The organism is Arthrobacter sp. C2 (assembly GCA_024207135.1).
GTDB lineage: Bacteria > Actinomycetota > Actinomycetes > Actinomycetales > Micrococcaceae > Paeniglutamicibacter.
In genome coordinates this window covers 1,443,816-1,458,473 of record CP042428.1, presented here as the reverse complement: position 1 = coordinate 1,458,473, position 14,658 = coordinate 1,443,816, and the positions used below count along the sequence as shown (strand labels likewise).

General features: G+C 68.5%; 9 protein-coding genes. 3 read left to right on the top strand and 6 right to left on the bottom strand.

Annotation, left to right across the window (positions count from 1 at the left end):
• Positions 1-328: 328 nt before the first annotated feature.
• The 6 genes from FPY90_RS06755 to FPY90_RS06730 all read right to left on the bottom strand — a co-directional run bounded on the left by FPY90_RS06755 (position 329) and on the right by FPY90_RS06730 (position 7,101).
• Positions 329-2,146, bottom strand: coding sequence for an HNH endonuclease signature motif containing protein (locus FPY90_RS06755; RefSeq protein WP_071213099.1), 1,818 nt, complete (start codon positions 2,144-2,146; stop codon positions 329-331).
• A 174-nt stretch (positions 2,147-2,320) separates the two neighbouring features.
• Positions 2,321-3,172 (bottom strand): MetQ/NlpA family ABC transporter substrate-binding protein, encoded by an 852-nt coding sequence (locus FPY90_RS06750; RefSeq protein ID WP_071213100.1) that lies wholly within the window; start codon positions 3,170-3,172, stop codon positions 2,321-2,323.
• A gap of 181 nt (positions 3,173-3,353) precedes the next feature.
• Complete coding sequence (locus FPY90_RS06745; RefSeq protein ID WP_071213101.1) at positions 3,354-4,208, bottom strand: MetQ/NlpA family ABC transporter substrate-binding protein; 855 nt, start codon at positions 4,206-4,208, stop codon at positions 3,354-3,356.
• A gap of 122 nt (positions 4,209-4,330) precedes the next feature.
• Positions 4,331-5,011 (bottom strand): methionine ABC transporter permease, encoded by a 681-nt coding sequence (locus FPY90_RS06740; RefSeq protein WP_071213102.1) that lies wholly within the window; start codon positions 5,009-5,011, stop codon positions 4,331-4,333.
• A 3-nt stretch (positions 5,012-5,014) separates the two neighbouring features.
• Positions 5,015-6,007 (bottom strand): methionine ABC transporter ATP-binding protein, encoded by a 993-nt coding sequence (locus tag FPY90_RS06735; protein WP_071213103.1) that lies wholly within the window; start codon positions 6,005-6,007, stop codon positions 5,015-5,017.
• Between the two features lie 413 nt (positions 6,008-6,420).
• Positions 6,421-7,101: a 3'-5' exonuclease gene (locus FPY90_RS06730; protein ID WP_498684637.1), complete on the bottom strand. Its 681-nt coding sequence runs from the start codon at positions 7,099-7,101 to the stop codon at positions 6,421-6,423.
• A gap of 119 nt (positions 7,102-7,220) precedes the next feature.
• Here FPY90_RS06730 and FPY90_RS06725 point away from each other — a divergent pair, with 119 nt between their 5' ends.
• Genes FPY90_RS06725 through FPY90_RS06715 form a run of 3 tightly spaced genes read left to right on the top strand, consistent with a single transcriptional unit; the run spans position 7,221 to position 14,595 of the window.
• A complete protein-coding gene (locus FPY90_RS06725) occupies positions 7,221-7,664 on the top strand; it encodes an MGMT family protein (RefSeq protein ID WP_286135238.1) in 444 nt (147 codons plus the stop codon).
• A gap of 8 nt (positions 7,665-7,672) precedes the next feature.
• Positions 7,673-11,050 carry an ATP-dependent helicase gene (locus FPY90_RS06720; RefSeq protein ID WP_498684636.1) on the top strand — a complete coding sequence of 1,126 codons (3,378 nt, stop codon included), beginning with the start codon at positions 7,673-7,675 and terminating at the stop codon, positions 11,048-11,050.
• On the top strand, positions 11,047-14,595 hold the full coding sequence (locus FPY90_RS06715; protein WP_498684634.1) for an ATP-dependent helicase: 3,549 nt from the start codon (positions 11,047-11,049) through the stop codon (positions 14,593-14,595). The genes FPY90_RS06720 and FPY90_RS06715 overlap by 4 nt, the downstream gene beginning before the upstream one ends.
• Positions 14,596-14,658: the final 63 nt, after the last annotated feature.

Sequence of the window (14,658 nt, the reverse complement as noted above, 5' to 3'; positions counted from 1 at the left end):
GCACAGGACGTCCTGCAGGCAGCAGATGGAAGCGCCGGCGGAAATGCTTCGGGCCAACCCGACCAGCTGGTTGCCGGGACGGGCCACGGCCACGGTGCGGGAACCCCGGATCGAGGCTAGGAGAGTCGCGGGGGAGTCGGTGTAGGCGCTCCACCCCACCGCGTCGTGGAGCCCGGTCAAATCGGTGGTCTCGACCTGTCGGGTGAGTGATTACCGATGTTCTCCAGGCCCGCAGTTCCATCACACCGGGCAGACGGCGGTGGAGAGGCGAGCGGGCGTGCCGTGAGCCGGTCAGCGGACAACGGTGTCCTGCTGTGGTTGAAGACGATCAGGCGGCTGCGGCTTCCGGATGGAAGACCCAGTTCCGCCTGGGCAATCGGAGCGGATCCCGCGATGCGGGCAGCACCACGTGGGGGATCTGGTCGATGACCACGATGTCGAAATGCCCCGCGTGGTAGGCGGTGTGGCATGAAATACACAGCAAGATCCCGTTGGACACGTTTGTTTCCCCGCCCTCGGAAAACGCCTTGATGTGGTGCACCTCGGTCCGGTGGACCGGCATCGAGCAGCCGGGGTTCGCACAGCCGCGGTCGCGGGCGCCGATGGCCCGCTTCTGCGCCTTGGTGAAGTAGCGGACCTTACGGCCCAGATCCAGCGGCTGGCTTTTGCCGCTCATGACCAGCGGCAGGATGCCGGCGTTGCAGGCCAGCCGACGTGCCGTTGCCGCGGAAATGAGGTCGCCGTCCTCGGTGAAGCCGGGTTGGTCGGTGATCCCGGCCAACGCCTCGTAGGTGATCGTCACCAGGATCTCGATACGGGAGCTCAGCGGCATCCAGACATCCTCCGGAGTGTGCGGGTCGATGTACCTGGTGATCGCATCGAAGATCAATTGGTAGAGCCGACGAGCACGCAGTCGCGCGTTGGTTTCCTTCGCGGTTTCCCCCGGTCGGGGTGCTTCCTCGGGTGAGAGCGCCACCGGACGGCCCACGTCGTTGAAGCCGGCACGTGGGCGCTGGTCGACGGGCGTGTCCGGGTTTGCGGCCCATTCGGGAATCGGGAGGAAGCCCTGGTCGAGGCTGCCGGCCGGAACGCCCGAAGCGATGGCGTGGAGGCCGTTTGGGGCTCCCGCCGGGTCGTTGGCGCTGTCCGCGGCATCCTGCGGCGGACAAGTGCCGTCGGGGGTATCCGTCGGCAGGCCGGGACCTGCGGGGAAGGGCAGCCGGCCGGAAGCGGTGCGCGGGTTGTTCAAATCATCGGCCAGGCGCTTGAGGAACGCGTGGCCCACGGCATCGGTGGTCAGCTCCCAGACGTAGCCGGTGGGCCGTTTGCACTTGAATTGCACGCTCAGGTTCTGCAGCATTGCCGCTTCCTCGCGCTCAAGAACGCTGCGGTCAAGGTCGGCGGCAGCCTGCTTGATCAATTTGTCCACGGTCTTTTGTCCGGCGGTGGCCAGGATGCCGGCGACCAAGGCCTCGAGCTTGGTGCGCACGTTGGCGGGATCGGGCTGGGCCTCGATGGAGGTCTCCAGCGCGGCGAGCTTGGCCGCGGCACTGGCAACGGTGCGCGGGTCCGCGGTGCCGGACTGAAGGATCCTGCCCAGCTGCGGGTATCGGGCCGGTGCCTGCTGCCCGTCGGCGTCAAGGTGCGGCAGCAGCCGGTCGTGAGATTTCACGCGGTGCTCGGCCTGGAAGTAGTCGAGATTGAACTGGGACTCGAGGAACTCGGGGGTGCCCTTGTGCAGGGGCTTGCGGTCGGCGGCACTCACCGCATCGGCAGGAAGCTGCGTGTTGCCGCGGGCGAAGGCCTCGGGGGCGGCCAGGACCTGGTTGAGCCCGGCCAGCGCGCCGTCGGTCAGCGTATTGACCTCGGTCCTGTCGCACGAGCCCGCGGCGACGATTTGCGCGTGGCTGCCGGCGTGGGCGAAGTGCTCGGAAAGCCGTGCAAAGGCCGCGGCGCGGACCGGGGAATCTGCGATGGACCGATCCACGGCATCAACGGTGTGGCGCAGCAGCAATTCGAGGGCAGCGAGGGTCCGCAGCGGGTCGATGGGCATGCCGGCATCCGGGGTTGGGCCGGTGGTCCCGGTTTCCAATGCCCCGTTGAGCGCGGCCAGGGCCGCGTCGATGATGCCGGTGGAGGTGGTCATGCCTTCCATGATGCATCGTGGGCACGGGGAGTGGAGTGGCCGCGGCGGAATTGTGGATAAGTCCGGGGAAACGAAAATGCGCCGTCCGCCCGATGCCGGTGGCAGGGGAGGGACGGCGCATTCGTGGTTCGGCGCGTGGCGCGTGTGGCTTGGCGCCCGGGTGAACCGTGGGGACTAGAAGGCCGGAAGTACGCTGCCGTCGGTCCAGGTGCTCTTGATGTATTCGCGGACCTCGTCGGAGTGCAGCAGCTCGTCGAGCTTGGCGATGCCGTCGGTCTTCTCGCCCTCGCGCCAGGTCAGGAAGTTGGCGTTGGGGTTGTTGACCGCGTCTTCCTGGGCGATGATCTCGTCGGTGTTCAGCTTGGCAGCCACGATGTAGTTGCCGTTGACGATCGCAAGTCCGATCTTCGGGTCTTCCTGGTAGAACTTGGGAACCTGCTCCGAGTTCACTTCCTGGAACTTCAGCTTCTTGGGGTTCTTGGCGGCGTCGTCCTGAATCGTCAGGGCCGAATCGTCATCGGCCAGGCCGCTGAGCAGGCCTGCGGTTTCCAGTACGCGCAGGCCGCGCAGCTGGTTCACCGGGTCGTTGTTCAGCAACACGGTGGCGCCTTCGGTCACCGAGGCGACGTCCTTGAACTGCTTGGAGAACGCGGTCAGCGGCTCGACGTGGACGCCTGCGCCGTGCTCGAACTTATAGCCCTTGGTCTTCACCTGGTCTGCCAGGTAGGCCTCGGTCTGGAAGAAGTTTGCATCCAGGGTCTTGTCGGCAAGCGCGATGTTCGGGGTCTGGTAGTCCTCGATCTCGGTGATGTCCAGGTCGATGCCGGCCTTTGCAGCCAGGTTGGCATCGATGTACTCGAGGATCTGGGCGTGCGGGATCGGGCTCGCACCAACCTTGACAACGATCGGTGCGGCGCTGTCGCCGCTCTGCGATGCGCTGGGGGCAGCGGCGGTGCCGCCGCCGCAGGCCGTCAGCGCGAACAGGGTGGCAACGCCGGTGAGGGCAAGTGCGAGTTTCTTACGCATAGCGATGCGTTTCCTTTTCATCAAGACCCGGTGTGGATGGACACCGGGTAACCAACGCAGCGAAGCGGCTACCAGCTGCGCGTCGACGAGGGTGAGCCGTCGAAAACCATCGGGGATTACGGGGGGTGGTACGTGGTTTTGCCCAAGCGGGCGGTGCTTGGTGCGAGGTGGCGCGGAACGCCTAGAAGGCCGGGATGACGTCGCCCTCCGGCCACGTGGTCTCGATGTAGTCGCGAACCTCATCGGAGTGCAACAGCTCATCGAGCTTGGTCACGCCCTCGGTCTTCTCGCCTGCACGCCAGGCCAGGATGTTGGCATTCGGGTTGTCCTTGACGGGCTCAACCGCGAGGGCTTCGTCCTTGTTCAGCTTGGCCTGGACGATGTAGTTGCCGTTGACGATGGCGAGGCCGATGTTCGGGTCTTCCTGGTAGAACTTGGGGACCTGCTCCGCGTTGACCTCCTGGAACTTCAGTCCCTTGGGGTTCTTCGCGGCATCGGACTCAACGCTGAGCGCGGAGTCGCCGTCGACGATTCCGGAGAGCAACCCTGCTCCCTCAAGCACACGCAGGCCGCGCACCTGGTTGGACGGATCGTTCATGAGCACCACCGTTGCACCGTCCTCGACGGCGGAAGCCTCCGCATACTTCTTGGAGAATGCGGTGAGCGGTTCAAGCAGGATTCCGGTGCCGTGCTCCAGCTCGTAGCCCTTCGATGCGACCTGCTCGTCGAAGAACGGGACGTGCTGGAAGAAGTTGGCGTCGATCGACTTGTCGCTGAGGGCAAGGTTCGGGGTCTGGTAGTCGTCGATCTCTGTGATGTCCAGGTCGATGCCGGCCTTCGCGGCCAGGTTCTCATCGATGTACTCGAGGATCCGGGCATGCGGGACCGGGCTGGCGCCGACCTTGACCACGGTCAAGCCGGAAGCATTGCCGGTTTCCGCGGTGCTGGCGGCCGGTGCGCCGGCATTGCCGCCACAGGCGGTCAGGGCGAACAGGGTGGCGACGCCGGTGAGGGCAAGTGCGAGTTTCCTGCGCATGAGCTGCGTTCCTTTTCGTTGGTGCCGGCGTGCTGCCGGCGATCTCACGCAGCTAGCGGCTACTGGCTGCGCCCCGACGGACCGGGCCGTCGGAATGCTGTGGGCGGATCGTGCGCCGGGGGCTAGCGGTGATCCACCACGCGGGCGATGCGATCGCCAATGACCTGGACCAGCTGGACCATGACCACCATGATCACGATGGTGACCACCATGATCGCCGGTTCGTAGCGCTGGAAGCCGTAGTTGTAGGCCAAGCGTCCCAGCCCGCCACCGCCGACCAGGCCGGCCATCGCCGAGTACCCGATCAGGGTCACCAGCGTCGTGGTGCCCGCCGCAACAATGCCGGGCATGGCTTCGGGAACCAGGACCTTGCGGATGACCTGCATCTTGGTCGATCCCATGACCAGGGCCGCATCGATCTTCCCGCCGGAGACCTCGCGCAGCGCGGTTTCCACCAGGCGGGCGAAGAACGGGATGGTGCCGATGGTCAGCGAGACCGAGGCGGCCACCGGACCCAGTGAAACGCCGACAATGAGCTTGGCAAACGGGATCAGCGAAACCATCAGGATGGCAAACGGGATCGACCGGGTGATGTTGACGATGATTCCGGAGAGCACCACGTTGAGCGGCTTGTTGGGGGTCAGCCCGTCCTGCGAGGTGTTCAGCAGCAGGATCCCCAGCGGCAGGCCGATGATCACGGTGAAGACACCGGCGATGGCCACCATCTGCATGGTTTCGATGAACGCCGGCCACATGGCCTTGGTGATGCCGGGGTTGGTGACAAGATCGTTGAAGAAGTCCATGGACTACTTGGCCTCCTTGGGCGTCACGGCAACACCGTTGGCGAGCAGGTGGTTGGTGATGGCGGTGATGTCCGAGCCCTCGGGCAGCTGGATGCGCAGGTGCGCAAACTGGTGTGCCCCGAGGTTCTCGACGGAACCGGCAAGCACGTTCACGTCCACGTTGAAGGTGCGGGCAATCGAGGAGATCACCGGCTCGGTGGCCTGGGAACCGGAGTAGAGCAGATCCAGCACGACGCCGGCGGGAAGATCCGCCGGAAGCTTGCCGGGCATCGGCAGCAGCGCCTGGGAGAGGCGCCTGGCCGGGTCGGCGACGACCGTGGCGATGGCACCGTGTTCGACGATCCGTCCGGCTTCGAGCAGCGAGACCGAATCGCAGGCCTGCTTCACGACGTTCATTTCGTGGGTGATGATCAGCACCGTGAGGTTCAGCCGGTCACGCACGGACTTGATGAGCGCAAGGATCTCGTCGGTGGTCTTGGGATCCAGCGCGCTGGTGGGTTCGTCGCACAGCAGCACGTCGGGATCCGAGGACAGGGCGCGGGCGATGCCGACGCGCTGGCGCTGCCCTCCGGAAAGCTGGGCCGGGTACGCGTCGGCGAACTGGGTCAGTCCAACCAGTTCCAGCAGGGCATTGACCTTTTCGGCGATCTTGGCCTTGGGGGTGCCGATGAGTTCCAGCGGGAAGGCCACGTTCTGCGCGGTGGTGCGCGAATCCATCAGGTTGGCATGCTGGAAGACCATGCCGATGCGCCGGCGTGCGGTGCGCAGGTCGGAGTCGGAGACATTGGCCAGTTCCTGGTTGTTCACGGCAACGGACCCGGAGGTCGGGCGGTCAAGCAAGGTCAGGCAACGGACAAGTGTTGACTTGCCGGCGCCGGAGTGGCCGATGATGCCGTGGATTTGGCCGGCATCGACGTGCAAGGAGACTCCATCCAGGGCGACGACGGTGCGGTCGCCCTGCTGGTAGACCTTGCGCAGGTCAGTGACTGTGATCAAAAGGGGGATGTCCTTAGCAATCAAAAAGTAAAGGGGGTACCTGACATTGAATCACTGTCGAACGATTGCAGCGCAATCGTGGCCGTTTCCCGACTTTCTTCGCAACGGCTCTCGACGGCGCCGGGTTTGGCTGCCGTTTTCTTGGGGGAGCGGAGGTTTTTTCGAATAATTCGCTGGCGCGGCTGGCGCAAAAAGGGGCTTGGGGTTACCGATGCGTAGGGTGAGCTGGCTCACCCGGAGCCGTTGGTGGGGAAATATTGCTTCATGTTGCGCGGACGCCGCCGGGATTGGCGCCGCGAAGTGCCGGTCGGGGTGCCCCGGCGGCAAGGGACCCGCAGGCCCGGGCTTCGCCCCGGAAACGTCGAAGGGATCCCGAGTCGGGATCCCTTCGACATATTGCGTGAGGTGCCTGGCTAGGACTTGACCGGCCACTGGCCGTCGACGACGGCGTCGGGGTTCTTGCGGCGGAAGTACTCCTGGAGGCTTGCTGCCTGCTCCGCCGCCCACTTGATCTGCTGCGCGTGCAGTGCGGCGGGGTCGGCCTGCAGCTGGGGGTATTTCGCGGCCTGCGCATCGGCAATCCCGATGGTGGCGGCGGCATCGGCCTCCGAGGTGTGGGCGTTGAGCAGCGGAACGCCGTAGAACTCGCTCATCACCGAGAGGTTGCGCTTGCCGCGACGGTACTTGTCGACCTGCTTGTCCAGGACGTAGGGGTCGATGACCGGGGCCGGGACGATCGGGGCCAGGCCGTGGCGCTTGGCTTCGCGGTCGAGCACCGTGAAGTCGTAGGCGGCGTTGAAGGCCATGACGGGCATGGTGAGGAACAGGTCGGCCAGGAACGCCGAGATTTCGGCAACTGCGGTGGCCGCATCCATGCCGTCGGCCTGCGCCTTGGCGGTGGAAATGCCGTGGATGGCCGAGGCCTCTTCCGGGATGGCCACGCCGGGGTTGACGAGCCATTCCCTGGTCTGCAGGATTTCGGAGCGCCCGTTGACCACCAGGATGGAGGCGGTGACGATGCGTGCATCGAGCGGGTCGCGGCCGGTGGTTTCGAGATCGAATGCGGCGCGGGGGAGAGTATGCCAGGAAGTCATGGCCTCAACGCTACCGGGAACCTGAGACACTTTGGCGATCCGCAGCGCGCTTGTGGATGAACAGCGGGCCCGACCCCCGATAATGGGTGTGGATGGGCACGGCACGTGAGGAGACAACCTTGGACCAGTCAGCACGGACAACGGTTCCGGATGCGGGGGGAGCCATGGATCTCCCGGGAACGGCCGGAGCTGCGGCCGAGGCGGGACTGGAGTACGACGAAGCGGTGTTTGCGGTGGTCGCCATGATTCCCGCCGGCAAGGTCCTCTCCTACGGCGACATCGCCGAACTCCTGGGGTCCGGTGGCCCGCGACAGGTGGGCAAGGTGATGGGCCGCGGGGGATCGGAGGTCACCTGGTGGCGGGTCATCCGCTCCGACGGGACCCTGCCGGCCGCCTTGCAACCGGTCGCGGCCGGGCACTGGGCGCGGGAAGCGACCCCGTGCACCGAGGCCCGGGTGCGGATGAAACGTGCACGCTGGGTGCCCACCGAGGCAGACCATGCGCGCATCGACCGGGTGGCCGAAGCGCTCCCGGTTCCAAAACGTCGCCCCCGAATGATCTGATGGAGCACATGGACACCCTCGCATCCGCCCCGGAGACCGTGGCAACCGCCCCGGCCGATTCCCTGGCCGCCGACCCGGACCAGCAAGAACTCCTGGAGCTGGCACCCGGCCATGGACCGGTGCTGGTCCTGGGCGGACCGGGCACCGGGAAGACCACCACGCTGTTGCGGGTGCTCACGCACCGGCTGGATGCCGGGCTTGACCCGCAGCATGTGCTGGTGCTTTCCCCCACGCGTTCCGCCGCGGCCACGTTGCGCGACGACCTGTCCGCCGGCACCGAGAAGACGTTTTCCGAACCCGCCGTGCGCACCTGGTCGGCCTACGCCTTCGACCTGATCCGCAGGGCCCGGCTCGACGGGCTGCTGCCGGCGCTGCAGCGGCCGCCCCGACTGCTCTCGGGTCCGGAGCAGGACACCCTGATCGGGCACCTGCTCGAGGGCCACGCCCTGGGCATCACTCCCGGGCCGGAGTGGCCCGAGTCCCTTGGGGAGGCCATCGGCACCCGCGGCTTCCGCAAGGAACTGCGTGAACTCTTCGACCGGATCTCCGAGCACGGGCTGGAGGCCGGTGCGCTGCAGGACCTGGGGGAGTCGCTGCGCCGTCCCGAATGGGTGGCAGCGGCGCAGTTCTACCAGGAATACCGGGACCTTTTGGACCTGGGCAGCGCCGAGGCGTTCGACCCGGCGGGGCTCCTGGCCGCCGCCGCGCACATCCTCGAGGACAACCCGGAGTTCCTGGAAGCCGAACACGAGCGCCTGCACCTGGTGATGGTCGATGACCTGCAGGAGGCGAACCCCGCGCAGCACCACCTGCTCTCGCTGCTGGCCCGGGGCCGGGACCTGGTGGCCTTCGCCGTCCCGGACAACGTGGTGCAGGGTTTCCGCGGTGCCCGCCCCGACATGCTCGGCGAGTTCGAGGCACGGCTGGGCACCGGGAACGCGCCCGCGCGCATCCTGGAACTGCGCACTTCCTACCGGTTGAACCCTGAGTTGGCCGAGGCCTGGGGCAAGGTCGCCAGGCGCATCCCGGTTGCCGCCGGAGGCGCCGGACGGAAGCTGGAGTTCCCCGATGCACCGGCCACCGCCGAGGTGCCGGAGACGGCCGCGGACGAGGGAACCGAAACCGGGGGGCAGGTCTCCGGGAACGACGAACCCGGTGCCCCGGAACCTGGCTGCCTGGAGGTGCTGCTGGTCGATTCGCCGATCCACGAGGAACGCCTGGTGGCCCAGCGCCTGCTCGAGGAACACCTGATCAACCACCGTCCGCTGGAGTCCATGGCGGTGATCTTGCGCAACGGGTCCCAGGTCCGGTCCATGGCCAAGTACCTGGCCGGGGCCGGGATCGCGGTGAACACCCCGCCGGCCGAAACCCCGCTGCGCGAGGAACCCGCAGTGCGCCCGCTGCTGGATCTGATGTCCCTGGCGTTGGCGCCCGGGGCGCCGGCGGACCCTTTGCTGCTGCAGGAACTGCTGATGTCCCGCTACGCCAACGCCTCGGCACTGGACGTGCGCCGGCTGCGCCAGGGCTTGCGCCGCCACGAGGTCGCCCAGGGCGGGAACCGCTCCAGCGCCGAGCTGCTGGCCGGGATGCTCGACGAGCTGGAACTGCTGGAAACCATGGGGCGGGAGGCCGCCGGCGCCCGCAGGCTGGCCCGCATGTACCGCGCGCTGCGCGAGGAGCTGGCCGGCAGCAACGTGAACGCCGAAACAGCGTTGTGGGCCCTGTGGGCCGCAAGCGGCATGGGGGAGAAGTGGAGCGCCGCCGCGCTGGCCGGCGGCATCCTGGGCACCCGCGCGGATCACGACCTGGATGCGATGCTGGCGATCTTCCAGTCCGCCGAACGCTTCGTGGACCAGCTGCCCGGCTCCTCCGTCGCCCAGTTCGTCGAGCACGTGTTGGGCCAGGAACTGCCCATGGACACCCTGGCCAGCCGCGGCGGGTCCGCTGCCTCCGTCCAGGTGCTCACCACCGCGGCGGCCGCCGGGCGCGAATGGGACCTGGTGCTGGTGCCCGGGATGCAGGAAGGGATCTGGCCCAACACCAAGCTGCGCGGCGAGCTGCTCGGCGGCGGTGCGCTCAGCGACGTCATCGAGCACGGCCCGCAGATCCTGCCGGTGCGCAACATCGCCTCGCTGATCCGCGAGACCCGTGCCGACGAGCTGCGCACCTTCGCCAACGCGATCTCCCGCGCCCGGGAGAAGGTCATCGCCATCGCCGTGGCCTCCGAGGACACGGCGCCTTCCTCCTTCCTGGACCTCGTGGACCCCGTCGGCGCGGTCCAGGGACGCGCGGCGGCCTTCGTACCCCGGCCCCGGACGCTCGGCGCGCTGGTGGCCGAGCTGCGCCAGGCGGCCGAGGCCACGGCATTGGATACGGCCCGCGAGCCGCTGCACCGCGACGCCACCGCGGTGCTCGGCGCCCTGGTTGCCGCGCCGCACCCGATCCGCGGGGCGCACCCGGCTAGCTGGTGGGGTCTTGCCGAGTCCACCTCCCACGGGCCGGTGGTCCCGCCGGGGGAACCGGTGAAGGTCTCCCCGTCGAAGGTCGAGTCCGTGATGAACTCCCCGCTGAACTGGTTTGTCCAGGCCGCCGGGGGAGAGGCGGCCACCGACTTCGCCCGCTCCCTGGGCACCCTGGTCCACTCCATCGCCGAGGAACACCCCGAGGCCAGCGGCGCGGAGTACCAGCGGGTGCTTGACGAGCGCTGGGGCGAGCTGGAAATGCCGCAGAACTGGGAGGGTGCCCGGGACCGCGAGCGGGCCGAATCGATGCTGAAGAAACTGGCGCAGTACAACGTGATGATGAGCACCGAAAAGCGGCGCCTGATCGGCCGGGAAATCCCCTTCGAGGTTCTGATCCACCCACCCGGGTCCGTGGACGTGCCGGGACCCGGGGACGTGCCCGGAGCCGACGGGCCACAGCCGCCGGCCGATCCGCGGGCTCCGCGTGCCGCCTTGCTGCGGGGCGTCGTGGACCGGGTGGAGGCCGACGCGGCGGGGAACCCGTGGGTCGTTGACCTGAAGACCGGCAAGTCCCAGCCCAGCGGCAAGGACGTCGAACACCACCCGCAGCTGGGCGCCTACCAGGCCGCGATCATCAACGGGGCGCTGGCCGGGAAGACCGCCGAGGAGCTCACCACGGTGCCCGCCGGTGCGTCGCTGGTGCAGCTGGGCACCAGCACCAAGACCCCGCGCGAGCAGGCGCAACCGGCCATCACCGAGACGGACTGGGCCACACCGATGGTGCTGGCCGCCGCCCAGTTGATGGGCGACGCGGACTTCCTCTCGCGCCACGACCCGGCCCGCGGCGGGCGCAGCGGCAGCAACTGCCGGCTGCCGGGGATTTGTCCACTATGTTCCGAAGGAAGGCAGGTCACCGAGCCATGAACCGCACCCAAGAAGCCAGCCAGGCGGAGGCCGTGTCCGCACCGAGCCTCGGCGGCACGGAGCCGCCGCGGGTGTATTCGCCGGAGGAGCTGGCGGAGATCCTGGGCCAGCACCAGCCGACCCCGGAGCAGTCGGCGATCATTTCCTCGCCGCTGGAGCCGCTGCTGGTGATCGCCGGAGCCGGGTCGGGCAAGACCGCCACGATGGCCGACCGGGTCATCTGGCTGGTCGCCAACAAGCAGGTGCGCCCCGAGGAGATCCTCGGGGTGACCTTCACGCGCAAGGCCGCCGGGGAACTGGCCCAGCGCATCCGCGGGCAGTTGGAAAAGCTGGCCCGCTCCGGGCTGCTGGAACTCGAGGACGAAGGCCTGCTGGATCCCTCGGTGTCCACCTACCACTCCTACGCCAACACGCTGGTGAAGGAGCACGGGCTGCGCATCGGCGTGGAATCGGACACCGCGCTGCTGGGCACCGCCCAGGCCTGGCAGGTCGCCGCCGCGGTCGTCGAGGGTTACGCCGGGGACTACGAGCACCTGGCCTCCTCCAAGAACACGCTCATCGACGCCGTGGTCACCTTCGCCGGGGAATGCGCCGAGCACCTGGTGGACCCGGTGTATGCCAAGGAATGGATCGATACGCTGGTGGGTCGGCTCGAGGCGCTGCCCTACCGGATAGACAAGCAGGCAGCGCCCTCGATCGATGCCCGCAAGCTGCTGGACAGGCTGCGCACCCGCGCCACCATCGCCGAACTGGCCGTGGACTACGCGCGGGCCAAGGCCGCCCGCGGCGCCCTGGACTACGGGGACCTGGTGGCGCTGGCCGCGCGCATCGCCCGGGAAATCCCGGAGGCGGCGCACAGCGAACGGGCGAAGTTCAAGGTGGTGCTGCTCGACGAGTTCCAGGACACCTCGCACGCCCAGATGGTGCTGTTTTCCTGCATCTTCGGCGACGGGCACGCGCTGACCGCCGTCGGGGACCCCAACCAGTCCATCTACGGATTCCGCGGGGCCAGCGCCGGGCAGCTCTTCCGCTTCCCGACCGAGTTCCCGGCGCGCCTCGACGGCACCAGCGGCCCGGGTTCCGGGGACGAGGGAGAGAGCGAGGACCCCGGGCGGTTGCGCCCGGCCTCGGTGGCCTACCTGTCCACGGCCTGGCGCAACTCGGTCAACGTGCTTTCGGCGGCCAACGCGGTCTCCGCGAAGCTGAACTCGGTCGCACCCTCGGGCATCTCGGTGCCCTCGCTCAAGCCCAGCGCCTTCGCCGGGACCGGAACGGTGGAGCTGGCCCGCTACGCCACCGGCTCCCAGGAGGCCGCGGCCCTGGCTTCCCGCTTCGCCGCCGAACGCCGCTCCTTTGCCGCCGCGCACGGACGGAACCCGTCGATGGCGGTGCTCTGCCGCACCCGCTCGGCGCTGATGCCCATCGCCCGCGGCCTGGAGGACGCCGGCATCCCGTACGAAATCCTGGGCCTGGGCGGGCTGCTGGGCATGCCCGAGGTCGCCGACATCGTCGCCACGCTCAACGTGCTGGTGGATCCGAACCGCTCCGACCACCTGGTGCGGCTGCTGGCCGGGGCACGCTGGCGCATCGGCCCGGCGGACCTGATGGCCTTCGCCGACTGGTCGCGCTTCCTGGCCCGCCGCCGCGAATTCGCGCTCAAGGACGGCGTGGCCGAAAACCTCGACGCCCCCGAAAGCGCCGAGGAAGTCACCCGCGGCGAGGCCCGGGCCGAGCTCAACGACGCCGCGAGCCTCATCGAGGCGCTGGACTACCTGCCGCACCCCGACTGGGTCTCCGGCGACGGGCGCTCACTGGGGGCCGAGGCGCTGGGCCGGCTGCGGAAGTTGCGCGACGAGCTGCGCTACCTGCGCGGCTTCATCGACGACGACCTGGAGACGCTGCTGCGCGAGACCGAACGCGCGATGGGCCTGGACATCGAGGTGGCCGCCAAGCCCGGGGTGGGCATCCACGAGGCGCGCCGCCACCTGGACGCCTTCGCCGACATCGCCCAGGACTACGCGTCCACCTCCACCCGGGTCGACCTGGCCGGGTTCCTGACCTGGCTGGAGGCCGCGGCCGAGAAGGAGGGCGGACTGGCGATCGTGCCCGGGGAGCCGAACCCGGATGCGGTGCAGCTGCTGACCATCCACGCCTCCAAGGGCCTGGAATGGGACGTGGTGGCGGTGACCGGGATGAACGAGGGCATCTTCCCCAGCGCCAGCGATTCGCGCTGGACCAGCGGGGACGCGGCGCTGCCGTGGCCGCTGCGCGGGGACAAGCACGATTTGCCGCAGTGGGACACCGACCAGGAATCGCTCTTCGACGTGGTCAAGGCCGAGGCGATGTTCAAGTCCGAGGTGCTCGCGCACGCCGAGCTGGAGGAACGCCGGCTGGCCTATGTCGCGCTGACCCGCGCCAAGTCGCTGCTGATTTGTTCGGCGACCGCCTGGACCGGCACGCGCACCAAGCTGACCGAGCCCTCCAGCTTCCTGCTGGACATGCGCCCGCTGTCCGAGGGGCCGGCACCGTCGGCGACGACCACCCTGTGGGTGGCCGACGAGGACGCGCCGGAGGCCAACCCGTTCCGCGAGGCGCCGCTGGAGGCCCGCTGGCCGTACGACCCGCTCGAAGGCCCGGTCGTCTCCGGCGGCGGGGTGGTCCGTCCCCGCCCGGCCGGACGCCGTGCCAAGCTGGAGGCCTCGGCGGCGGCGGTGCTCGAAGCCGCCGCGCGGGCCAGGGAAGAATCCCGCGATGGTTCAGGCGAGGATTCCAGCGACGGGCACCGGGAACCGGCGTCCGTCGGCCAGGGGCCCGAGGCGCAGGAACCCTGGTCGACCCCGACCGGCAAGGCCTGGTTCCACGAAGCGGAGCTGCTGCTGGCCCGCCAGGCCCAGAAAGCCGCCGAGGAGCGGACCACCGCGATCCCGAAGCACGTGCGTGCCTCGGTCTTCGTGGACCTGGCCACCGATGCCGCCTCGGTGCTGGCCGAGCTGCGCCGCCCGGTCCCGCGCCGCCCGGGCACCGCCGCCCGCCGCGGCACCGCCTTCCACGCCTGGCTGGAGGAGTACTTCGATTCCACCGGGATGCTGGAACTGGGCGACTACCTGGAGGCCGCCGACGCGTACATCGACGACGCGCTGGACCTGGAGGACATGAAGGCCGCGTTCCTCGACTCCGAATGGGCCAACCGGCAGCCGGCGTTCGTGGAGGCCGCGATCGAGACCCGGATCGGCCCGGTGTCGGTGCGCGGGCGCATCGATGCGATCTTCAAGGAGCCCGACGGAGCCTGGCTGCTGGTTGACTGGAAGACCGGGAGGGTGCCGCGCGGGGAGGAACTGCGGATCAAGGCCCTGCAGCTGGCGGTGTACCGGCTGGGCTGGGCGCGCCTGCGTGGCATCGACGTATCCCAGGTCCGCGCGGCGTTCTACTACGTGGGATCCGGCACCACCATCCGGCCGCACGACCTGGCCGACGAGGCGGAACTGGAGGAACTGATCACCGCGTCCATGGCCCAACTGGGACGGGTGCCGGCGATCGAGGGCTAAGCCCGGCACACGCCTGAGGGCCAGTCGCGGCGCCTTGCCGCGTGTGAAGCCGAAGCCGAAGTT

Excerpts from the sequence above, each read along its gene's own strand:
- FPY90_RS06755 (WP_071213099.1), bottom strand. The coding sequence starts at position 2,146 with ATGACCACCTCCACCGGCATCATCGACGCGGCCCTGGCCGCGCTCAAC.
- FPY90_RS06750 (WP_071213100.1), bottom strand. The coding sequence starts at position 3,172 with ATGCGTAAGAAACTCGCACTTGCCCTCACCGGCGTTGCCACCCTGTTC.
- FPY90_RS06745 (WP_071213101.1), bottom strand. The coding sequence starts at position 4,208 with ATGCGCAGGAAACTCGCACTTGCCCTCACCGGCGTCGCCACCCTGTTC.
- FPY90_RS06740 (WP_071213102.1), bottom strand. The coding sequence starts at position 5,011 with ATGGACTTCTTCAACGATCTTGTCACCAACCCCGGCATCACCAAGGCC.
- FPY90_RS06730 (WP_498684637.1), bottom strand. The coding sequence starts at position 7,101 with ATGACTTCCTGGCATACTCTCCCCCGCGCCGCATTCGATCTCGAAACC.
- FPY90_RS06720 (WP_498684636.1), top strand. The coding sequence starts at position 7,673 with ATGGACACCCTCGCATCCGCCCCGGAGACCGTGGCAACCGCCCCGGCC.
- FPY90_RS06715 (WP_498684634.1), top strand. The coding sequence starts at position 11,047 with ATGAACCGCACCCAAGAAGCCAGCCAGGCGGAGGCCGTGTCCGCACCG.